This is a genomic window from Bacillus sp. FSL W8-0183, assembly GCF_038006825.1.
Taxonomy (GTDB): domain Bacteria; phylum Bacillota; class Bacilli; order Bacillales; family Bacillaceae; genus Bacillus; species Bacillus altitudinis.
Genome location: NZ_JBBOVY010000001.1, coordinates 3,006,870 through 3,029,214 on the forward strand (window position 1 = coordinate 3,006,870; position 22,345 = coordinate 3,029,214).

19 protein-coding genes, 1 tRNA gene and 5 pseudogenes are annotated in these 22,345 nt (G+C 39.5%); 5 read left to right on the top strand and 20 right to left on the bottom strand.

The genetic code is table 11. The features are described 5' to 3' along the window. Positions 1-47 precede the first annotated feature (47 nt). Positions 48-608, top strand: coding sequence for a hypothetical protein (locus NSQ64_RS16010; RefSeq protein ID WP_268383171.1), 561 nt, complete (start codon positions 48-50; stop codon positions 606-608). 174 nt (positions 609-782) lie between these two features. Here the strand turns inward: NSQ64_RS16010 and NSQ64_RS16015 are convergent. After that, a pseudogene (locus NSQ64_RS16015) lies at positions 783-950 on the bottom strand (peptidoglycan-binding domain-containing protein); the annotation flags it as partial. 608 nt (positions 951-1,558) lie between these two features. Next, positions 1,559-1,631, bottom strand: a tRNA-Ala gene (locus NSQ64_RS16020). A 607-nt stretch (positions 1,632-2,238) separates the two neighbouring features. Between NSQ64_RS16020 and NSQ64_RS16025 the strand changes: the two genes are divergently transcribed. Then, a complete protein-coding gene (locus NSQ64_RS16025; protein WP_171465694.1) occupies positions 2,239-2,601 on the top strand; it encodes a DUF1433 domain-containing protein in 363 nt (120 codons plus the stop codon). 569 nt (positions 2,602-3,170) lie between these two features. Then, positions 3,171-3,662, top strand: a pseudogene (locus tag NSQ64_RS16030) (biotin synthase BioB); the annotation flags it as partial. Positions 3,663-3,702: 40 nt separating this feature from the next. Here NSQ64_RS16030 and NSQ64_RS16035 read toward each other — a convergent pair. The 4 genes from NSQ64_RS16035 to NSQ64_RS16050 form a co-directional block, all read right to left on the bottom strand. Further along, on the bottom strand, positions 3,703-4,176 hold the full coding sequence (locus tag NSQ64_RS16035; RefSeq protein WP_007500557.1) for a hypothetical protein: 474 nt from the start codon (positions 4,174-4,176) through the stop codon (positions 3,703-3,705). 171 nt (positions 4,177-4,347) lie between these two features. Next, entirely contained in the window at positions 4,348-5,181 is an 834-nt protein-coding gene (locus NSQ64_RS16040) for an undecaprenyl-diphosphate phosphatase (RefSeq protein WP_024719699.1), read from the bottom strand. Between the two features lie 124 nt (positions 5,182-5,305). Beyond that, positions 5,306-6,448, bottom strand: coding sequence for an AI-2E family transporter (locus NSQ64_RS16045; protein WP_024719700.1), 1,143 nt, complete (start codon positions 6,446-6,448; stop codon positions 5,306-5,308). Positions 6,449-6,513: 65 nt separating this feature from the next. Then, positions 6,514-6,906, bottom strand: coding sequence for a hypothetical protein (locus NSQ64_RS16050; RefSeq protein ID WP_341017292.1), 393 nt, complete (start codon positions 6,904-6,906; stop codon positions 6,514-6,516). Between the two features lie 200 nt (positions 6,907-7,106). Here NSQ64_RS16050 and NSQ64_RS16055 point away from each other — a divergent pair, with 200 nt between their 5' ends. Beyond that, positions 7,107-8,096, top strand: coding sequence for a Gfo/Idh/MocA family protein (locus tag NSQ64_RS16055; protein WP_024719702.1), 990 nt, complete (start codon positions 7,107-7,109; stop codon positions 8,094-8,096). A gap of 55 nt (positions 8,097-8,151) precedes the next feature. On the opposite strand, the gene NSQ64_RS16060 is transcribed toward NSQ64_RS16055, so the two are convergent. From NSQ64_RS16060 to NSQ64_RS21030, 8 genes and pseudogenes are all read right to left on the bottom strand, one after another. After that, entirely contained in the window at positions 8,152-8,676 is a 525-nt protein-coding gene (locus NSQ64_RS16060) for a type 1 glutamine amidotransferase domain-containing protein (RefSeq protein ID WP_008344162.1), read from the bottom strand. 90 nt (positions 8,677-8,766) lie between these two features. Beyond that, positions 8,767-10,755 carry a methyl-accepting chemotaxis protein TlpB gene (gene tlpB, locus NSQ64_RS16065; protein ID WP_341017295.1) on the bottom strand — a complete coding sequence of 663 codons (1,989 nt, stop codon included), beginning with the start codon at positions 10,753-10,755 and terminating at the stop codon, positions 8,767-8,769. A gap of 165 nt (positions 10,756-10,920) precedes the next feature. Continuing rightward, positions 10,921-11,868, bottom strand: coding sequence for a methyl-accepting chemotaxis protein (locus tag NSQ64_RS21005; RefSeq protein WP_370539194.1), 948 nt, complete (start codon positions 11,866-11,868; stop codon positions 10,921-10,923). After that, positions 11,860-12,897, bottom strand: a pseudogene (locus NSQ64_RS21010) (HAMP domain-containing protein); the annotation flags it as partial. The pseudogene NSQ64_RS21010 and the gene NSQ64_RS21005, both read right to left, overlap by 9 nt. Positions 12,898-13,076: 179 nt before the next feature. After that, the gene (locus NSQ64_RS21015; protein ID WP_445684657.1) at positions 13,077-14,027 is read right to left on the bottom strand and encodes a methyl-accepting chemotaxis protein; all 951 of its coding nucleotides are present in this window, start codon (positions 14,025-14,027) and stop codon (positions 13,077-13,079) included. Next, positions 14,022-15,065 (bottom strand): annotated as a pseudogene (locus NSQ64_RS21020) (HAMP domain-containing protein); the annotation flags it as partial. The pseudogene NSQ64_RS21020 and the gene NSQ64_RS21015, both read right to left, overlap by 6 nt. A gap of 126 nt (positions 15,066-15,191) precedes the next feature. Beyond that, the gene (locus tag NSQ64_RS21025; protein WP_370529240.1) at positions 15,192-16,142 is read right to left on the bottom strand and encodes a methyl-accepting chemotaxis protein; all 951 of its coding nucleotides are present in this window, start codon (positions 16,140-16,142) and stop codon (positions 15,192-15,194) included. Then, positions 16,134-17,183: pseudogene (locus NSQ64_RS21030) on the bottom strand (cache domain-containing protein); the annotation flags it as partial. The gene NSQ64_RS21025 and the pseudogene NSQ64_RS21030, both read right to left, overlap by 9 nt. A gap of 156 nt (positions 17,184-17,339) precedes the next feature. Here NSQ64_RS21030 and NSQ64_RS16085 point away from each other — a divergent pair. Beyond that, positions 17,340-18,080 (top strand): protein-glutamine gamma-glutamyltransferase, encoded by a 741-nt coding sequence (locus NSQ64_RS16085; protein ID WP_008345763.1) that lies wholly within the window; start codon positions 17,340-17,342, stop codon positions 18,078-18,080. A 21-nt stretch (positions 18,081-18,101) separates the two neighbouring features. On the opposite strand, the gene NSQ64_RS16090 is transcribed toward NSQ64_RS16085, so the two are convergent. From NSQ64_RS16090 to NSQ64_RS16115, 6 genes are all read right to left on the bottom strand, one after another. Continuing rightward, on the bottom strand, positions 18,102-18,350 hold the full coding sequence (locus tag NSQ64_RS16090; RefSeq protein ID WP_017358966.1) for a hypothetical protein: 249 nt from the start codon (positions 18,348-18,350) through the stop codon (positions 18,102-18,104). Between the two features lie 24 nt (positions 18,351-18,374). Beyond that, a complete protein-coding gene (locus tag NSQ64_RS16095; protein WP_341017300.1) occupies positions 18,375-19,406 on the bottom strand; it encodes an NAD(P)H-dependent flavin oxidoreductase in 1,032 nt (343 codons plus the stop codon). A 14-nt stretch (positions 19,407-19,420) separates the two neighbouring features. Continuing rightward, on the bottom strand, positions 19,421-19,822 hold the full coding sequence (locus NSQ64_RS16100) for a secondary thiamine-phosphate synthase enzyme YjbQ (protein ID WP_007500538.1): 402 nt from the start codon (positions 19,820-19,822) through the stop codon (positions 19,421-19,423). 136 nt (positions 19,823-19,958) lie between these two features. Beyond that, positions 19,959-21,251 carry a hemolysin family protein gene (locus NSQ64_RS16105; RefSeq protein WP_024719710.1) on the bottom strand — a complete coding sequence of 431 codons (1,293 nt, stop codon included), beginning with the start codon at positions 21,249-21,251 and terminating at the stop codon, positions 19,959-19,961. A 48-nt stretch (positions 21,252-21,299) separates the two neighbouring features. After that, the gene (locus NSQ64_RS16110) at positions 21,300-21,974 is read right to left on the bottom strand and encodes a zinc metallopeptidase (RefSeq protein ID WP_341018345.1); all 675 of its coding nucleotides are present in this window, start codon (positions 21,972-21,974) and stop codon (positions 21,300-21,302) included. Between the two features lie 81 nt (positions 21,975-22,055). After that, complete coding sequence (locus NSQ64_RS16115) at positions 22,056-22,280, bottom strand: hypothetical protein (protein WP_160758042.1); 225 nt, start codon at positions 22,278-22,280, stop codon at positions 22,056-22,058. Positions 22,281-22,345: the final 65 nt, after the last annotated feature.

Sequence of the window (22,345 nt, forward strand, 5' to 3'; positions counted from 1 at the left end):
ACAAAAAGCGCTCAAACTCTTATACATTCACAATGAATAAAAACACTGTGAAAAAAATTCAATTAGAATTTGAAAGTCCCCCTAATCACAGAGAGTTAAGTTTATTGATTATCCCTGAAGCAGAATTCCAGTTAGAGACTGAGAATATAGATATTGGTTCAGGACTCCAAGATATTATCACCCTAAGATACATTAAAAACAATCAAAATCACCAACACGTTGAACACCTTCCCCCCTTACAAACGACTGGAGAACTATCAGGAGAGGAAGCATTCCTTACCTCCCAAGAACGAGGAAATAAGATTCTATTTAAATCCAAAGCTAATGAAAAAGCATTCCTACAAATCTTCAATGCAAATGATAGGAACCTAGATTATGCTGTAGTTGCTTTTTCAGGTACAAAACAAGTGAAATTCAATAACAAGACTGTATCATTTATTTCTGTAAAAGGGGGATCAACTAATATTTACGAAGTTAATATTCCTATTGTTAAAGAAAAACAAAACTATCAAATTGTCCTATTTCCTTCTCCGTATAAGACAGGTAAAATTGAGGATGGTTTAAACAATAAGAGTTACTCGACTTTTAGGACCTTAATAGAGCCGTAAGGGGGAATTAGTATTGCTTCTGTGGATAATAATTATCTTACTGATCATTTTAATTGGGTTTACAGGTAACATTGTTTCTTTGCTCCGTGAACAGAAACAGTCTAATCAAAAAATTATTGAACTGTTAGACGAAATAAAGAAATGACCTTCCTCCATATGGAGAAAGGTCTTTTTTTATTTTAATAGCTTTTCTAGCTTCGCTTTTGTCTTTGGACCATAGATGCCATCGGCAGCAAGCCCATGCATAAGCTGGAACCGCTTGACCGCATTTGCTGTCTTTGGACCATAGTAGCCGTCAATGCCGTTATTTTTTGCTCCTTTATCAGGGTAGAAATATACAGCCCTTTTTGTCGGCTTTTTATCGTTTTTTCTCAGCAGGGAGTCCAATAAACGCAAAAACCTTGATAGACAAGCCAATCAAGTTTTTTTACTTCCTAATAATCTTTTATTTTTCCTATACGTTACACTTAAAATTATTTCTTGTTTAAACTAAAACCGAAATCCAAATAGTTTTCATAAGAAATGCACATACACCAATCACCTTCTAATGATATAAAATAGTGGTGCTGTGGGATATCTAAAAAATAGACTAGTAACTCTTCTATATGCTTTAATTCAAACTGGTACCCAAACTCTGTAAGATTATCACCTATATAAATTACTTGTAAGTTATTATCTAAATATATTTCTGGATATTTATGTACTTTGACACAATTAAGAAGGTCTTTTAATTCCAAATCCTTCATTTTTTACTTTCAATGCTGGTTGAGTCCTTTGTAAATTAAAATAAACAAAAAAATCCCTATCCAGTGGATGGGACTGAACCCGTTTTTGTAATGGAAATAAAGCTTAAATTTGTAGACAGAGAGATGTTACCTTTTTGTTTTTAAACATACAAAAGCCACTCCCGATTATCTCAAGAATGGCTATGTATCAATGATCATCATATATGGAGCATAGCGGGATCGAACCGCTGACCTCTACGCTGCCAGCGTAGCGCTCTCCCAGCTGAGCTAATGCCCCGGGATGTTTCAACAAATAACATTATATTTAATTCTCCCATAGAATACAAGGGGGAAGACTACTTTTTTTATGTTTGATGAGAAATTTCTCAATTTTGTACTATGCATTATTTTTAACCTTGGGGACGAAAGTTTTCTATCTCTGTTTTTGTGTTTTCTCAGATATTTTGGATTAAACCTGTTAAAGTGATTCGCTGCACTCTTTTTCATTTCATCTGTTACATGAACATATATATCAGATGTTGTTCTGGCGCTAGCATGTCCGGCACATCTTTGAATAGCACTTTTGCTTTCACACCATCTCTATCAATAAAGCAACCGTGTGACGCAAATCATGTATTGGAATTGAAGTCTTTCACATGCGTTTTAACTTGAATTGTCTTTGATAGTGACCGATTAATTTTAAATCCACTAGCATCCCAGTCCACATCTAAATGCCATTCAAGTGCAAGACCTTCGCCTCGTCTTAATCCCCCTTATCGCCGCTAAGGAATTAAGTCTTCGTTTAATATCAACTTCTTCATTTTATAAATTAGGTATGCCAGTCTTTGTATTCATGTACAATCCCCCTTCACTCATGTAAAATGCAAGACAGAAAGGATGGTTATATGAAAAAATACATAATAATCCTAATAGGTCTGGTAATTATAACGGTTGGAGGGATATTTTTGAAGGAACAACACCAAAAAAAAATAGAAGCCCAAGAAGCTAAAAAAGAAGAATTTTATTCCTTGGCAAAAAAAAGAATGACTGACTTTATTAAAACAAACTATACTGATGTTGAACGAATTGATTATACTAATGATTATATGATAAACCCAATGGGTGGCATTGAAATTAATGGTTACCTCAATGGTAATAAAAAAAAAGAAATATGGGGAATATATGATAAGGCAAATGATGAAGTAGGTTCATTTACTGTTGATGCTAAAGAAAAACCTGAATGCGAAGATAAAGTATGCGAGTATTAAAAAAGATACATCGCCAAAATAAGTAAATAGTACCTCGAAGGAATTCAACGGTACTATTTATTTACTTATAAATTCAAGAACCCATAAACATAATTAAAGCAACAAAAATTGCAGCGAGTACAACTAGAAACAGAACACATCCTGAAAAAAGATGACTTTTTGATCCTGTTTCAAAAAATAGAAAATACAAAAGAGTAGAGCAAGTATAATAGGTACTATAGCTATTCCCACAATTAAACCTCTTTCCCTATATGTTGATATATTTATGTAATTTTATCCTTTTCCAAACAAACAGGTCAATAGACTTATGTAATTCAATTGATTGCTTCCCGTAACATTGACTTTGTTTCCTCTTAAGTTTTGATCATTTCCTTAAATGTGTTTATCCCAATGCTTCCTTCCCCATTGTAACCTCCACTAGAATAAGCTGTCCATTTGTTAATTGATTGGTTTGCCTGAAATAGATGCTGAAATCACACCAGCGTCATCTATAGTAGGTATAGTCTTGGGCTCTTCGTTTAACACTTAAGAAATCTGCTTTTGTACCTGTTGCCGTGTTAGCGGTTATGAACCATAATATCAATACACATCAAGATCATCATGCTCACATTACGACAAATCATACATATCATGACCACTTTTCGACCATTGATAAGGTCAAACAGTCAGGGATGTCATCATGTTCAGGGGTTATTATTGGCATGGGCGAAACCAATCAACAAATTGTCGAAATGGCTTTTGCGCTTAGAGCCCTTGATGCGGATTCGATTCCCGTCAACTTTCTCCATGCAATTGAAGGAACGCCTCTTGAACATCAAGAACGCACACATCCGATCAAAGCGTTGAAGGTTTTGGCACTGATGCGATTTATCAACCCGGCTAAGGAAATTCGAGTATCTGGCGGAAGAGAGTTTAATTTGCGAACGCTTCAGCCTCTCGCATTATATGCAGCGAACTCTATTTTCGTAGGCGATTATTTAACGACAAAAGGACAGCAAGTTCAAACCGATCATCACATCATTGAAGATTTAGGTTTTGAAATAGAAGAATGTGCGCTTTAAAAAAGTCTGCCGATGGATCGGCAGACTTTTGACGTTGAGATTAGAATCTTTTATGGAAATCGACAGTACCGCTTCCTTCTTCGCGGTCAAAGCTACCAACAAAAGTCCAGTTAATATAGCCGCCGTCACCATTGTTGACAAACGTACCATCTTCAAATACCCAAATACCAAACGTAATGCCGTCATATTCAACACTATCATAATAAACAACATTGTTCAGTCCGCTAAAGTCATGATCTTGGCTTAAGTTTTGAACAACTACGTTGTAATTTTGACCTGCTTCATAGAATGCACTGTATGCCGCATTTTTTACAAATCCATCACGATTTTGAGATGATTTTACTGCTTGTTCAATTTTATCGGCAATGGCTACTGGATCAATCGAGACACTTCCATCGACACCTGTTGTCGTAGCAGCTTCAGCCTTTTGACCAAAAGTCGTAAGAGATAAAGGGACAGCAACCATTGACGTAGCAATCATAGAGCTAACAAAAAATTTACTTGTTTTCCTCATTTTTTCTAACTCCTCCTTTAATTGGTATGTCTATGTACTACCCTTTTCTTTGTCACTTAAACACTAATTTAAGAAAAAACTTCTTTTTCTACCAATTAAGAGGCTGTTTTTACTGTTTAAAAGGGCAAAACAACAAAAAAACTACTCTTTTAAAAGAGTAGTTTTCCATCATTACATAAACAGGATAAATAAAATCAGACCTAGGATGATTCGGTAGATCGCAAAAGGCACAAGTTTGATTTTATTAATCAGTTTTAGGAAGAATCGAACAACAAAGAGAGCCACAATAAACGCACTCACAAAGCCCACAATAAAGAATGGAAGCATGTCTGTTGTTAAATATTCGGCATTTTTAACAAGTGTTAAGAGGCTTGCTCCCGCCATAATCGGCATGGCCATAATAAACGTAAAGTCAGCCGCCGCTCGGTGATTCAGACCAAGAATAACACCACCTGCTATTGTAGAACCTGAACGCGAGAAGCCTGGCCATAGTGCTAAACATTGAAATAACCCGATATACAGCGCTTGTCTGTACGTCATATTATCCACAGAGCTTGTTTCTGTTTTACGTTTATTGATCCAATCAGCGACAAGCATCAGCACAGCCCCTAAAATCAAACCGACAGCGACCGTTCTCACATCAAACAAATATTTATCAATATAATCTTCAAATAAGAATCCTAAAATGACGGCTGGGACGAGTCCAACAGCAATTTGAGCAATGGTCAGCTTATGTCCGCTGCGTTTTTGTTCTTCTGTGATATTTTTCTTTAAGCCTAACAAGTTCAAAATACGATCTTTAAACACGATCATGACAGCTAAAATAGAACCTAACTGAATCACGACTTTAAATGTGTTTGCAGCCTCTGGCGTAATGATGTCTTTTGATTTTAGCCAAAGATCATCAACAATGATCATATGCCCTGTAGACGAGACAGGTGCATACTCAGTTAATCCTTCGACAATTCCTAAAACCAGTGCCACGAATAAATCCCATAGATTCATGATTTTCTTTCCTTTCAATTCTGATCTTTTGAAGGCAAACATCTATGTCCACATAAAGACAAGCTTTCTTTTTCGAAAGCTCGTCTTTATGATACTATATTTTTTTCTAAAAAAGATTATGACATCAAACCTTTTCTTCTTTATACAAATTGGATCGCATTTTGAACCAATCAAACAGGTGGGTCGTGATCACTTTCAGAACGGCATATGTCGGAATCGCGACAATGATGCCGACTACGCTGAACAATTTACCTGCTGTTAATAGAACAAAGATAATTGTGATCGGATGGATATGCAGGTTTTTCCCCATGACCTGAGGAGAAATGAATTTCCCTTCGATAAGTTGAACCACTGTCCAGACAATGATCAGTTTCAGTAGCATAATAGGTGATGTGACAAGTGCAATCACAATCGCTGGTGTAATGGCAATTGTTGGCCCAAGGTAAGGCACTACACTTGTACATGCCGCAATAATCGCTAGAAGCAGCGCATAGTCAAGTCCAATAATCAGATAACCGATTAAAAGAAGAACACCGATACAGAAGCTGACAATGATCTGTCCAAGAATATAAGAGCTTAAGCGATGGTTCATTTCGTGAAGCACGATATGTGTATGCTCTCTAAACTTATTCGGAATAAATTTCAAGAAATAGTCAGGCAGTTTTTTGCCGTCTTTTAATAGATAAAACAGAATGAACGGAACCGTCACGATCGAGATGATAATTTCAGTAAGCGCCCCTAAGAAAGTGCCGACTCCGGTAAAAGTACTTTCCAAAATCTTCGTTGCTTGACTTGACGCTTTACTCACCAATTCAGAGACGTTAAAATTCATCGTTTTCTGCGCCTGATTAATGAAGTTGCTTCCTGTTAGTTGTCGAATCTGTTCTTCTACCGTATCAACGTATTTTGGCAGATTATGAAACAGACTCATCGTTTGTGCTTGTAAAAAAGGAATAATAGATACAATGGTCACTGTAATGATCCCAATAATGACGATATATAAAAGCAAAATCGAAAAGATCCGTTTGACCTTAAATCTCTCTAATAAATTCACAATTGGATTTAATAAATAATACACAACCCCCGTTAAAATAATCGGTAAGGCAATGGTTTTGATGAGTACAATGAGCGGTGTGAAAATAAAAGATGCTTTCATGAAAACAAGGATATTCAACCCTATTAATAGCAGGATGAGTAAAAAGAGAACAAACTTGTTATCAAGAAAAAATTTTCTAAATCGACTGCTCCACATTTGCATAGAATTCATATCTTTCCTCCAAACACGGGCTATTTTATTAGTAAATTGTACACTACTTGATCATCATTTTGTGATCATTGTTTTAGCTTTTTTTCACGTTTCGCAATGGACATGGCCCATCCAATCAAAATCGGTTGTCCGATTAATCTCATCCATAACAAGGCTTGTTCTGTGCTCTCTTGCCCTGGAAATGGAATCCCTTCTCTCGCAGCAAATAGGTTCGCAGGGAAAATGAGCACCAGATAGACAGCGATCATTTTTGCTGCCACAATCCTTACGTTTGGAAGAAGCAGTAAAAAGGCCAGCAGCCATTCCAAGCATGCGGTGGCATAAATGATGCCATAGGGAAATGGCCATCCAGACATCATGCGGGCAAAGCCGCTTGGCTCTATCACATGAAAAACACCGGCTGCTATAAATAAAAGCGCGAATGCGTATGTACTTCCTATATGTAGGATGCGCTTCATGTTCGTTTCCTCCTCCCTCCTTCTCAAGTATTACCCGAATGAAGGAGGAAACTATCCACTTTTCGTACATTTATATTCTTTATGTAAGACGCATCAGCTAAGGTAAAGGTTTCATCCGCTTTTCAATAAAAAAGAAGATTCTTTCATACAAACGCTTTCAAAGCATGTATAATCAGAGAAAAGCAGAAGGAGGGAATGTGATGATTCGATTTGCTGTCATCGGAACGAATTGGATTACAGATCGATTCTTACAGGCTGGTGAAGGAGTGGCGGATTTTACATGTACGGCCGTCTATTCTCGGTCTGCTGAAAAAGGACAGGCATTTGCAGACAAGTATGGCATTGATACTGTCTTTACTAATTTACAACAAATGGCGGCAAGTGATGCGTTTGATGCTGTGTATATCGCAAGTCCAAATGCCCTTCACAAAGAGCAAGCGATGCTGATGATGGCGCATCAAAAACATGTATTATGTGAAAAACCATTGGCCTCTCACCGGAAAGAGGCTGAAGAAATGATTGCTGCTGCGAAAAAATATCAGGTGTGCTTAATGGAAGCGATGAAGACCACATTTCTGCCGAATTTTCTTCAAATCAAACAGCATCTTGATCAACTAGGCCCCATTCGGCAAGTGATCGCTCATTACTGTAAATATTCCTCAAGATACGATGCCTACCGAAACGGTGAGATTCCAAATGCTTTTAAACCGGAATTATCCAATGGCTCCTTAATGGACATCGGCGTGTATCTTGTCTTTCCCATCATTTATTTATTCGGGCTGCCACATCAAATCACCGCGAGAGGCTATACACTTTCTTCTGGAGTTGATGGGAGCGGTTCATTACTTTTACAATATGAAGGGCATCAAGCACTGCTTTTTCATTCAAAAATCTCAACGTCTCATGTATCTGCTGAAATTCAAGGGGAGGATGCCACAATGGTGATTGATCAATTTCACCGTCCTTCTCGTATCACCATCCATGATCGAAATGGAAAGCAAACCGATATTTCTCTCAAAGATGATCAACCTGCTATGTATTATGAAATCGATCACTTCATTCAATGCATCAAGCAAAAAAAGGGACAGTCGCCAGTCAATACATTTGCCTTATCCGTTCAAACCATGTCCGTCATGGACGAGGCGAGAAGACAAATGGGCATTATCTATCCAGCCGACAGACAAATGTAATGAGGCATTGAATGAACAAAGGGCGTTTTACAGCCCTTTGTTTGTTCGTGTGAATCTAGTTTGCCGCTAATACATCGGCAAATGCTTTCACATATGGCGGAAGGTCCGGCGGGCGTCTGCTTGATACAATATGACCATCTGTCACAACGGCTTCATCAAACCATTCCGCTCCAGCATTCGTCATATCATCTTTAATACCAGGTGTACTCGTCACTTTTTTACCTTTCAGGATACCAGCTGAAATGAGCACCCATCCGGCATGACAGATTTGTCCGATCGGTTTGCCCTTTGCATCAAACGTACGAACGATGTCTAATACTTCTGGATATCGGCGCAGTTTATCCGGTGCCCATCCCCCAGGAACGAGAACCGCATCATAATCATCTGCTTGAATGGAATAGAAGTCTGCATCTGATACAGCTGGCACTCCGTACTTCCCGATATATTCATGATCTGCTTTTTCGCCTACGAGATGGACAGTTGCCCCCTCTTCTCTTAATCGCAAAACGGGATACCATAGCTCTAAATCTTCAAAATCATCACTGACTAACGCAATGACCTTCTTATTTGATAAACGCATAACATCTCTCCTTTTCTTCGGATTTCCTCTATTGTACGAGATCATCTCTTAAAAAGAAAAGCGGTTCCCCTTGAGGAGAACCACTTTCCATTATTCACTGATCTTGAATTTTTTAATTAAGTCACGCAATTCTTCCGCCATTTGGGAAAGCGTCGTCGAAGAAGAACTAATCTCTTCCATTGATGCCAGCTGTTCTTCTGCTGATGCCGCGATATCTTGAATACTTGCTGAACTCTCTCTTGATACATCTGCAATTTCATTCACTGCTTTAGAAATTTGCTCAGATCCTTTTGAAAGCTCACGAACTGTCGTATTCATTTCATTGATTCTTGTCGCAATTTCTGCCGTTTGCTGATTGATTTGTGAAAAGCTTTCTTTTGTTTGGTCTGTAATTGATAGGCCATTTTTTACTTCTTCATTCACAGATTTGAACATATTTTGAGACGTTTCTATTTCAGAGACAATTTCTTTGACGAGTTTTTCAATCTCTTTTGCAGAATCTGATGATTGAACCGCCAGCTTACGGACTTCTTCTGCTACAACCGAGAAGCCTCTGCCTGACTCACCCGCACGTGCTGCTTCAATGGCTGCATTCAGAGCCAGTAAATTCGTTTGATCTGCTATACCGTTAATGACACCTAAAATGTTGGTGATATCTTTTGATTTATGCTCTAATCCGTTAATCACACTTTCAGCTTCTTTCACTGAATGATCAATCGTTTTCATTTGGCCAACTGTCTGTTCAACAAGCTGTCCGCCTGTTTCTGCGACTGTTTTTGATTGAACCGATGATTCTGTAATGACATCAGATGTTTGTGCAACTTCATTTAGCCCTTCGTTCATTTGTTTCAAGTGGGCTGCACTTTGTTCCACCATTTCACTTTGATTTTCGTTTCCGTTCGAGAATGTTTCAATGGATGATGTAATGTGTTCGGTTGCTTTTGTCGTTTGACCTGCACTTGCCGTCAGTTCTTCCGACGATGACGCCACGTTCTCAACAGATGTCTGTACAGCTTGGATGACGTCTCTGAGTGACTCACTCATTTCATTAAAACTTGTACCGAGCTGACCAATTTCATCCTTTGATTTAACATCAATTTTTTCTGTTAAATCTCCTTCGCTAATCTTCTTAGAAGATGAGACAAGCATGGAAAGTGGTTTTGTAATGGAACGGATGATAAAGAAGATGAGAATCCCGCCAATGATGAGCGCACCAGCTAATATAATGGCCGCCATGTTGAAAACTGGCTGCGCCGCTTCTTCTACTTCATTGACAAACATTGTACCGGCAATTTTCCAACCAGTCGATTTGTTTGTTGTGAACTCCATTTGCTTTTCTTTTCCTTCAAACATATAACTCATTGAACCTTTGTCTTGTGTATAAAGCTTGTCTACCCAATCACCTGTTAATTTTGTTCCTGCTTTTTTCGTTGGGTGTGCCACGTATGTTCGATCTGGGCTTCCGATAAAAGCATGACCTTCTTTACCAATATTGATACTATTAGACTCTTTTACTAGATTCGCAATGTTCAGGTTCATGGCAATAACACCAGAACCATCCTCAAGTTTTTTAGAAATCGTCACAACAAGCGTACCAGTTGATGCGGTTGGATATGGAGCGGAAACAGACAGCTCACCGTTTTTCGCCCAGCCATCTTTGTACCAATCCCGCTCAGTTGCGACATAATCAGCAGGCATTTTTTGATTAGGATATCTTGAGAACACTTTTCCATCACTTGAAGCAACAAAGATGCCTTCTGTGTCATCATTCATGCTCATGAACTGCTCAAAGCGTCCTTGAATATCAGTCGTTCCTTTTTGCCCCAGCTTTTTCTCCGTAATCCATTTGCTAAAGAAATCGGCTGCGTCTGTTTTTACTTTTACAACCTTCGTAATGTTTTTGTCCAGCTGTTCTACATTTTCCTTTGCACTTTGCATGATTTGATCATTTAAAGAGGTGCTCGCCGTATGATATGAAGAGAATGCCAATACGATAATTGGGCATAAAAGAATAAATAAGAAAGAGAAAACGAGCTTTTTTGATATCGATGGTTTTTTGAAATACTGTATGAAATTCATAAAAAAGAAAACTCCTTTTAGTAAGATAGTATATATATCGGAAGTACTACTAGGTTCTTTACTTTTTTAACTTATTAAAGTCTAGATAAGTCCAAAATACCCAAATTATGTGCAAATAACGGAAAAACCCCTGACGTCAAAACGTCAGGGGTTCTACTATGACTCTTATATTTTAAATTGTTTGATGAGCTCTCTCAGTTCTTCTGCCATTTGAGATAAAGTGGCGGAAGATGAGCTGATCTCTTCCATTGATGCCAGCTGTTCTTCTGCTGAAGCCGCAATATCTTGGAAACCTGCGGAACTTTCACGTGAAAGCTCTTTGATTTGATTGACTGCTTGTGAAATATCGTTTGAGCCATGAGAAAGTTCTTGGGCTGATCCGTTCATTTGTTTCATTTGTTCTGTCATTTCTGATGTCTTATGGGTGATTTTCTCAAAACTCACTTTCGTTTCATCTGTAATGTTTAATCCAGATTGAACTTCACCTGCTACTTGTCTAAACATCTTCTGCGACTTTTCAATTTCATCTACAATTTCGTTCGTTAGGCTTTCAATTTCTTTTGAAGAGCTGCCTGATTGCTCTGCCAGCTTGCGGACTTCTTCTGCGACCACAGAGAAGCCTCTTCCTGCCTCACCTGCACGTGCGGCTTCTATCGCTGCATTTAAAGCGAGGAGGTTCGTCTGATCTGCAATGCCGTTGATGACTCCAAGAATGCTTGTAATGTCCTTAGATTTCTGTTCTAGCCCTGCAATCACAAGCTCTGCTTCTTTCACTGCTTGTTCAATCGTTTGCATTTGACCTGCTGTTTTTTGAACGAGCTCTCCACCAGCCTGAGCGGTTTTGCTAGACTCGATAGATGATTCCATCATGTGAGAAGTCGTGTTGACCATATGTGATAAACTGCGATCCATGTCGTTTAGCTGGACAGAGCTTTTTTCAATCATCTCATTTTGATGTTCATTGCTGTTTGAGAACTGTTCAATAGATGAGGTAATATGCTCAGTTGCTTGGGCTGTCTGTCCTGCGCTAGCCGTTAATTCTTCAGATGAGGCAGCAACATTTTCAATTGAATTCTGGACGGCTTGAATGACTTGTTTCAGCTTTGCCGACATATCGTTAAAGCTCTGTGCAAGTTTGCCGATTTCATCATGTGTGCGCACCTCAATATGCTGGGTAAGATCCCCCTGACTGATTTTCTCAGCCGATTCAGAGAGCTCTATGAGTGGTTTTCGGATTGATTTAATAATAAAATAAATCGCGATTCCACCGATGACAATCGCAGCAGCTAGGATGATCATGGTTAAGTCAAGCACTGGCTGCGCGGCTTCTTTCACTTCGTTGACATACATTGTTCCCGCGAGCTTCCAGCCTGTCGCTTCATTTGTGTCATAAAACATTTGCTTCGGCTGTCCGTTGAATTCATATTCGAAACTGCCTTTTTTATTGTTATACATTTTTTCGATGAAATCGCCTGTCAGTTTCGTCCCGGCCTTTTCCGTTTTATGAGCAATGTAACGTTGGTCTGAGGTAGCGACAAACGCATAACCTTCTTGACCAATTTTGATGCTGTTTGTATCTTTCACAATTGTGTTCAATCGTACATTTATGCCGATAACACCAGAACCATCTGCTAACTGTTCTGATATTGTGATGAGCAGGTCATCTGATGACTTGTCTGTAAAAGGATCTGAAATGATGAGTTTGTCATCTCCCATTGATTGTTGAAACCATGGTTCATTTTTTGCGCTTTTGGCACTGCCTTTATGAATCTCGGAATATTCAGTTAGTTTACCATTCTGATCTGCAACAAATACTTCTACGACATCGTCGTCTGTTTCCGATAGTTGCTCTAATTTCACCTTAAGTAAATCCTTATTTTTAGAGGCCAGTTCCTTTTTTTTCACCGATTTAGATAAATATGAAACAATATCAATTTTAGGCTGTACATCTTTATTGATCAGTTCATTTAATTGATTCACACCATTTGCAGCGCTAGACATAATCTCATCATTGAGAGACTTAGACGCCACTTCATAGGAAAATGCGGCCAACACAAGAATGGGCACTAGGAGAATCGCTAAGAATGCAGTAATTAATTTCTTTGACATCGTAAAGTGCTTAAAAAAGTTGATTTTTTTCATGACTCTACTCCTTTTGATTTATGATTTGGGATCATCCCCCTCTATTCTTAGGTAATACGGATTATTTTTCAAGGTGTAATGTTCAAAAAACCACCAAAATAAGCATATTTACCTATTCCTTTCGATTTATTCACTTCAAAAAAAGAACCCCAAAAAGCTGGAGGTTCTTTTCATTTGGTTTATTCGACTTTAAATTTGCTAATCAAATCACGTAATTCTTCTGCCATTGAAGAAAGGGTGGCAGAGGATGAGCTGATCTCTTCCATTGATGCCAGCTGTTCTTCAGCTGAAGCGGCAATGTCTTGGATATTGGCGGAGCTTTCACGGGATACGTCTGCAATCTCACGGACAGCCTCAGAAACATGTGCAGATCCTTTTGACAACTGGACAACTGTTCGATTCATTGTTTGGAGCTGATCTGAGATTTCTTTGGTCATGTCGAAAATATTGTGGAAGCTGACTTTCGTTTGTTCAGTAAAGCTTAAGCCTGATTGAACTTCTTGATTTACTGCTGTGAATACTTCTTGTGATACATCAATATCTTGAACGATTTCTTTGATTAAGTTTTCAATTTCTTTCGCTGAGTTGGCAGATTGAACAGCAAGTTTTCTTACTTCTTCTGCTACAACGGAGAAACCTCGACCAGATTCTCCAGCTCTTGCTGCCTCAATTGCTGCATTCAGCGCAAGTAAATTCGTTTGATCTGCGATGCCATTAATGACACCAAGAATCTGGGTAATATCTTTTGATTTGCTTTCTAGCGCACTGATGACATTCTCTGCTTTTTTCACTGATTGATCAATCACGTTCATTTGAGAAGCGGTTTTTTCTACTAGCTGTCCGCCTTCTCCTGCAATCTCTGTTGATTTGATGGATGAAGCGGTAATCGATTCGGCCGATTCATTCATGTTCTGAAGGCCTCTGTTCATTTCTTCTAACTCTTCTGAGCTTGATTCCACTTTATCATTCTGGCTTTCGTTACCAGTGGAGAATTGTTCAATGGCTAATGTAATATGCTCTGTTGCTTTACTTGTTTGTCCTGCGCTTGCGGTCAGTTCTTCTGATGAAGAAGCGACATTTTCAACGGAGGTTTGGACGGCACCAATGAGGGATCTTAATGAGTCAATCATCGTATTAAAGCCTTTACCAACTTGTCCTATTTCATCATCTGATTGAATCTGAAGTTTATCACGTAAATCACCATCGCTGACCTTTTTCGAGAAACGGGCCAGATTGGATAATCTATTTGAAATAGAGCGGACAATAAAGAAGATGAGGGTTCCTGCTACGATCAGTGTCACACTGAACACAATAATGGCTGTATTGAAAACGGGTTTAGCTGCATCCTCTACTTCTGATACGAGCATCGTGCCGCCGATTTTCCAGCCGGTTAGTTCATTGGTGACATAAGCTACCTTTTTATCTGTTCCATTGAGTGTATAGCTGCCGTTTCCTTGTTTGTTTTTAAAAATAATGTTCGCCAAATTCTCATTGACTTTGCTTCCTGGCTTTTGGGTTGGATCTGCTAACACGGTTTTATCCTTCTCCATGATGAAAGCATATCCTTTTTGACCTATTTTGATTTCTTTTAGCTTTTGAATGAGGCTGTCAATTTCCATATCAAGACCAATCACCCCTGAGCCATCTTTCGTTTTTTGGGCAATGGTGATGACCATTTTACCTGTAGATGCTGCGACATATGGCTTCGTGATGACTTGTTTACCATCAGCACTCATGGCCTCTTGATACCATGGACGCTCTCGCGGGTCATAGCCATCAGGCATTTTTTGAACTGGGTATTGCATGAACAAACCCTTTTCTGAACCTGCATAAATGGCAGAGACATCTTTTTCATTAATTTTTCCATATTGCTGCAATTCTTTAATGGTAGCTTTTCTATTTTTTTCTTGAAGATTAGCCGCTTTGAGATCATCTGTAAACAGGGTCACAGCCTCTGCCTTGTTCCCAATATTCTCATCGATTAAGGTATCAAATGCATTGACCTGACTCATCGCACTGCCCATAATCTGTTTGTCTAACTCTGTCTTTGATGTGAAAAACGCACTAATGGTCAGTGCAACAGTTGGCAGTATAAGGACTACCAAAAAGGCAATAACTAATTTTTTAGAAATGGATGGTTTTTTGAACCATTGGATCATTTTTCCCATTTTCTCTTTCCCCCTTTACTTCTCTAAAGTTATTATCGGATGAAAGGTTTATTTTTAGAGGGCTGGAAATGACGTTTAAAAATAAAAAAAATACCCAGACAATTCTGGATATTTTTTCATCGTTTTTTAATCAATTTTAAATTGACTTGTCAGCTCTTTTAGTTCCTCAGCCATATTGGCAAGTGTGACAGAAGAGGACGAAATTTCTTCCATAGATGCCAATTGTTCTTCAGCAGATGCCGCAATATCTTGAATGTTCGCCGCACTTTCTCTTGAAACTTGACGCATCTCTTGCATGGCTTGTGATACAAGTTTTGATCCGCTTGATAGGTCAACCGCTGTATCATTTAATTGAGTGAGCTTTTTCGACATACCTTCTGCCGCCTCATAGATGTTTTGGAAGCTTTCTTTTGCTTCTTCTGTCATCCCAAGTCCTGCATTTACTTCTCGGTTGACAGCTTTGAACATCTCTTGAGATTTGGAAATTTCCAACACAATTTCTTGGATCAGCTTTTCAATTTCTTTCGCTGAATCTGCGGATTGGACTGCTAGTTTTCTGACTTCCTCTGCTACGACAGAGAAACCGCGCCCTGATTCACCTGCTCTTGCTGCTTCTATGGCTGCATTGAGTGCAAGTAAATTCGTTTGATCTGCGATGCCATTAATGACATTTAAAATACTCGTAATATCTTTAGATTTGTATTCTAATTCTTTCATGACTTGTTCGGCTTCTTGTACAGATGTATCGATATGTTTCATTTGATTCGCTGTGCTTTCAACGATACGTCCGCCTTGTCCAGCCGCTTCTGTCGATTGAATGGAGACAGCAGTCACTTCTGATGAAGTTTGTGACATACCTTGTAATCCTTCATTCATTGCGACAAGCTGATTCGTGCTAGATTCGACTTTCTCATTTTGTGCTTCATTCCCATTTGAGAATTGTTCAATCGACATGGTGATATGCTCTGTCGCCTGACTTGTTTGGCTGGCACTAGCAGTCAGCTCTTCTGACGCTGAAGCTACATTGTCGACAGATTGCTGGACCGCTCGGATAACTTCACGCAAAGATTCACTCATCTTACTAAAGCTTCTTGTGAGGTCTCCTATTTCATCCTTCGATTTGGTTTCGAGGGTTTCCGTTAGATCCCCTTCACTCACCTTTTCTGAGAAATCAACAAGCCTTCTAAGTCCAATTGTGATGGAGCGAACGATAAAGAAGATCGCAATACCGCCAAGGATAAAAGAAGAAATTAAAAGAATAATGGCAGAATTCCAAACTGGCTGTGCTGCTTCTTCTGTTTCTGATACAAACATCGTTCCAGCAATTTTCCAACCTGTTAAATCATTTGTCACAAAAACGAGACGTTTTTGCTCTCCTTTATTCTCATAAGTTGATGTTCCTTCTTTGCTGCTGTAAAGGATTGATGAAATATTTTCAGTCACTGTAGATCCTGATTTTTCTTCTGGATGAGCGACAATCTGTTTATTTTTATTTGCAATAATTGGATATCCTTCTCGTCCAATTTTAATATCTTTGATTTTATCGACGATATCCTGAACATCAATATCAATCCCAATGGCTCCCGACCCGTCCTTCAGACGCTGAGCGATTGTGACAACCATGCCGTTTGTTGTGGCAGAGATGTATGGATTGGTGACCACAGGTTCACCTTTTTCGTCCTGCATCGCCGCTTTATACCAATCACGAGTTGTTGGATCATAGCCTTTTGGCATGTCTACTTTAGGGAACTGAATAAAGTCACGATTTTTACTTGCTGCATAAAACCCAACCACATCATCTTCATTGATTTTACTGTATATCTCAAAATGCTCATACAGTTCGTCCTGGTTTTTCTTTTTAAAGTCTGCAGCACTGGATGTTTCGGTAAACAGTTTGACTGCGTTCTCCTTATTCAAAAGCTTTTGCTCAATCATGTCATTCAGCTCATTGACTCTTGCGTTTGCTCCGTACATGATTTCATGATCTAATTCTTCTTTGGCAATCTGATATGAAATCGTACTGAGTGTAATGATAGGCAAGACGAGAACAAGTGTGAATGAAATAATCAGCCTTTTAGAAATCGATGGTTTTTTCAACCATTTTATGATACTTTTCATGTTTTTCCTCCTTTTAAACGTTATGTTTTATATCGGACAGCTTCATATTATTTTCATGTTTTTCAAATAAAAAGGATGACTTTTTGTTTATTTTCACAAATTGATTCCTTGCCCAAGCATCCCGCATACGCTAATACAAAAGGGGGCGCTTTTCATATGATTATCCTTTCAGGACAGCCAGTGACAAATGAGCAGCTGGCATCGTTTCAGCTAGAAGGACAAAAGCGGATCATTTTGATGCAGTTACAAGCCTCAAATGATACGTTCCGTTATAGGCAGGCATCTGATTTGTTATTTGAGGTGACTTTAAGATCGAATATCATGAATGCGGCAAGAGATTTGAATAAGAGCGGTGCCTCATTTGCTATCTTTCAAAGGTCCCGTGCGAATGACGCCTATTGGCGTGTATCAGAGGCCGGAGCGTTAGAACTGCGCTATCAAGTCGAGCCATCTACAGGGATTAAAGACATCTTTGAAAATGGCTCAAAATATGCCTTTGAATGTGCCACAGCGATTGTCATTGTGTTTTATATGGGAGTCTTGCAAACGGTAGGAGACGAGAAGTTCAATCGAAGACTTAGAAGTTTAACACTGTATGACTGGCACTATGATACATTGTCCATTTATACAGAGCGCGGAAATGATTTTATTTATGGGGATTGCCTATATTTCGAGAATCCAGAGTTTAGCTATCAACAGTCTCAATGGCGCGGAGAAAATGTGATTTACTTAGGGGAAGATCAATATTATGGGCATGGGCTTGGGATCTTAACAGCTGCAGAGATTATCGATAAATTAAATGCCAGAAGACGGCCAGGGGCGGTTCAGTCCGCTTATTTACTGCCGCAGACTACTAGGATGGATGTTATTTATCTCAGGCAAATGTTTGGCAGCTAAAAAAGGCCTCTTGTCTATAGGTTATGACAAGGGGCCTTTATATGCCTTACGTTTTCGGTAATCATGGAGCGTGCCAAGCATTGTGTTTGCTAGGATTTCCATTTCTTCTAGATCGTTTCTTGTGACTGGAGGGTCGTGCTGATTCCATTTCACATAACGAACGAAATAGTAATGACGAATGGGGGTAAGAACGGCAGGGGAGTGCGGAAAATCATCAAATAGAAATTCAATTTGTCCTTTTTTCCGATATGAATGTTTTAAGATTTCCATCCTGTCACACCACCCATCATCAAATTATATCTGCGTGAGTTCATGCATGATCTCTTCAACGGTTAAAATGGAATGAATACGGCCAACCCCCTGACCTGCCCAAAGAGCCATTTGTTCTGGGTTTCCTGTAGCAGCTGCCGCTTTTCGCATCGGTGTTGTCCATACATGCTGTATAGGATAGGGAAGAACCCGGTCTTCATTTCGTCTTTCTTCCTCCATCCACTGATTGACAATACCTCTGGCTTTTTTTCCAGAGAAAAGCCGTGTCATCGCTGTTTCACTGCCTTCTGCCTGTAACAGCGCCTTTTTGTACACATCTGCCGCACCACTTTCTTGACTCGCTAAAAATCGTGTCCCTATTTGAACCGCATCTGCTCCAAGTGCTAGTGCTGCTTTCATAGTGGTCCTGTCTGTGATACCTCCAGCTGCAATCAATGGGATATGACAGACAGACTTGACATCACTGATCAGGCAGAAAAGTCCCTGCAGAGCATCTCCCTTTGAAGGTAAAAAGGTGCCTCGGTGCCCTCCTGCTTCGCTTCCTTGAAGAACAATGGCATCCATTCCTTTTTCTTCTAAAAGCAGTGCTTCTTTTTTTGTTGTAGCTGTTCCGATGAGAAAGATCCCCTTTTGTTTCAGGTGATGAATTGTTTGTTCGTTTGGACAGGCAAATGTAAACGACACAGCTGGGACTTCTTCTTCTTGAAGAATGTTGATTTTTTGTTCATAGTCCTTCCATAATTCTTCTTCGCTAGGGATTATCTGTGCTTCTGGTATGACAGGCAGCCGATCTGTCCAAAATGATACATCTTCTGTTTTCGTTTCTGAAATGGGTTCAGGGACAAACACATTCACTTGAAATGGACGAGATGTCAGCTGTTTGACCTGTCTGATTTGCTGCCTCATCTTTTCAGGCTGTACATAACCACTTGCTAAGCTGCCGAGGCCCCCATATTGTGAAACAGCGGTGACAAGCTGCGGCGTCACCGCTCCTCCTGCCATTGGTGCTTGAATGATGCCATGTTCAATTTGAAGTAACGCTGTGAATTCTCCCATCTTCTCCCCCGCCCTTACTCGTTAGATGACACCTGTACATAAAAGTGACGATGTCTCGGTCCGTCAAACTCACAAAAATAGATTCCCTGCCACGTTCCAAGCACAAGATCACCATGATGGACAAGAACGTGCTGAGATGCTCCCATATAACTAGCTTTCATATGCGCTGCTGTATTGCCTTCCATATGACGATCTTTTGGATGTTCCCACGGAAAGACTTCGTCAAGCCGGCGCAGCATATCACGTTTGACGTCTGGGTCGGCATTTTCATTAATGGTGATTCCAGCCGTCGTATGTGGACAATAGACCATAACCGTTCCGTTTTGAATCCCAGTTTCCCGGACATATTGCTGAACTTCATGGGTAATGTCTATCATGTCATCGTGTTTGTCTGTTTGTACGTTGATTTTTTTCATTTCACTGGCTCCTTTTGATCATGTCTATAAAACCATACCCTTTTTATGTGAAACCAATCACTGCCGGTTGGCAGAAACAAATCTTCTTACCTAAAGTTTACCAAGCAAAAAAACCTCGTCAATAGCTCCGAGGTTTTTAGGAAAAGTGAACCTTTTTTACTTCTATGGTTCGAATATGATGATCTTCTGCATCGACAATTTTAAATTCACAGCCTTCTGCTTCAATGATATCACCAATGTCAAAATCAATTTTATGCGTCATCATCCAGCCGGCAATTGTATCAACATCATCATTTTCAATCGCTAAATCCAATAAATCATTTACTTCATCGATCAAGGCTTTTCCATCCATGACATAGTGGAAGTCACCTTTTTTCACAATATGCGGGGTTTCATCTTGATCATATTCATCTCGAATCTCGCCCACAATTTCTTCTAATATGTCTTCAACTGTGACGAGACCTGCTGTTCCGCCGTATTCATCTACAAGCACCGACATATGAATCCGTTCCTTTTGCATCAAAATCAACAGTTCTTGAATCGGTGTACTTTCAATGACACGAATGACAGGGCGCATTAAGTCTTCAATGGACACCTCTTGATTGAGAAAACTTGCTTTAAATACGTCTTTGCTATTGATCACACCAATGACATGATCTTTGTCTTCTTTAATGACAGGATAACGTGTATACCTTTCGTTCAGCATATAATGCGTCACGTCTTCCAGGCTCTGTTCAATTTCAATGGCAGAGATTTCTGTGCGCGGGATCATGATCTCTCTCGCCACTCGGTTATCAAATTCAAATATTTTATTGACATATTTGTATTCAGATTGGTTGATCTCGCCCTTTTCGTAGCTTTCAGACAGGATGAGACGCAATTCTTCCTCACTGATCGCCACTTCATGTTCTTTGACAGAATGAAAACCAAATAATTTCACAATGCCTCGTGCAGCCCCATTTAATGCTTTAATAAACGGGTACATGACTTTATAGAAAAAAATAAGAGGTTTTGCCGTCACAAGACTGACGGCTTCTGCCTTTTGAATGGCAATCGTTTTGGGAGCAAGTTCCCCAACGACAACATGCAAAAACGTAATGATCACAAAGGCAATGATAAACGATATGATGTCTGTCAAAGCGGAATGAAGCCCTGCCTTTTCAAAAAGCGGATGCAGGAAATGTTCCACTGTTGGCTCCCCTAACCACCCTAAGCCTAATGCCGTGATGGTAATGCCAAGCTGACAGGCAGATAAATATTCATCAAGGTTGGTTGTCAGTTTCTGAACATGAATGGCTCTCTTATCACCGCTTTCAATCAGCTGATTGATTTTTGAGCCTCTAATTTTCACAATCGCAAATTCAGTGACAACAAAAAATGCTGTCGCAGCAATGAGTAATAGGACTAAAAATACGTTTAAAATATACAAAAAAACCCTTACCTAACACGGGTAAGGGCTCACCTCCTCTGGCGTCAATTAATCATTACGGCCATTTAGGAAGATCATTACAAAACGGAGCAATTCAAACAGGGAGACAAGGGCCGCTGCTACGTACGTAAGAGCTGCGGCATTTAACACCTTGTTCACGCCTCTTTCTTCACTGCTTCTAATGATTCCTTCTGAAACAATGATATTCTTTGCACGAGAACTTGCGTTAAACTCAACAGGCAATGTCACTAGCTGAAAGAACACAGCAGCTGAGAACAGAACGATCCCAAGCCCGATTAAGTTAAGGCTGCCGAGCAATAATCCACCTAGGAAAAGAAGCGGGGCAACACCAGATGCAAAGTTCACGACAGGGAAGATCTTATGTCTCAAGACAAGCGCACCATAGGATTCCTGATGCTGCAAGGCATGTCCAACCTCGTGTGATGCGACTGAAATGGCCGAAATGGAATAGCCATAATACACTGGTTCAGATAAACGAACCACACGCTGCGTCGGGTCGTAATGATCAGTCAAAGTTCCTCTTACCGGTTCAACGGGTACATCGTATAACCCGTTGCGATCTAAAATATATCGAGCGGTTTCAGCACCTGTTTTCATACTGGCAGCTTCAACCTTTGAATACTTTTCAAAATTATTCTTTACTTTAAATTGTGCCCAAAAAGACAATCCCAATGCGGCAAATGTTAAAAAATAAAAAAACAGCATGCTCATCAGCTTCCTTTTTATTTTATATATTTATTTACAATTTTAATGACTTTTATGTAACGTGTACAGCAAAAAGCACTAGGTCTTTTTAAGGGGAATCACTACACCAATGAAAAAGAAGAACATTCCGATGCATGCTGTATAAAATGTCACTGTTCCATATAGGTCTTGAAAAAAACGAAGCCACGAGAAATTATTCATAAAATGGTTCACCGCATTTAAATCAAACACGAGTAAAATCACCGCAGATGATAAAAAGTGTGCGCCAATAAAAAGAAGTACGGTCTTTTGAACAAACGACATTCGCATTCCCTCCTTCTTCTCTCTTATTTTAAGATATGGGTTCTGTTTCAATACATGACGATGAT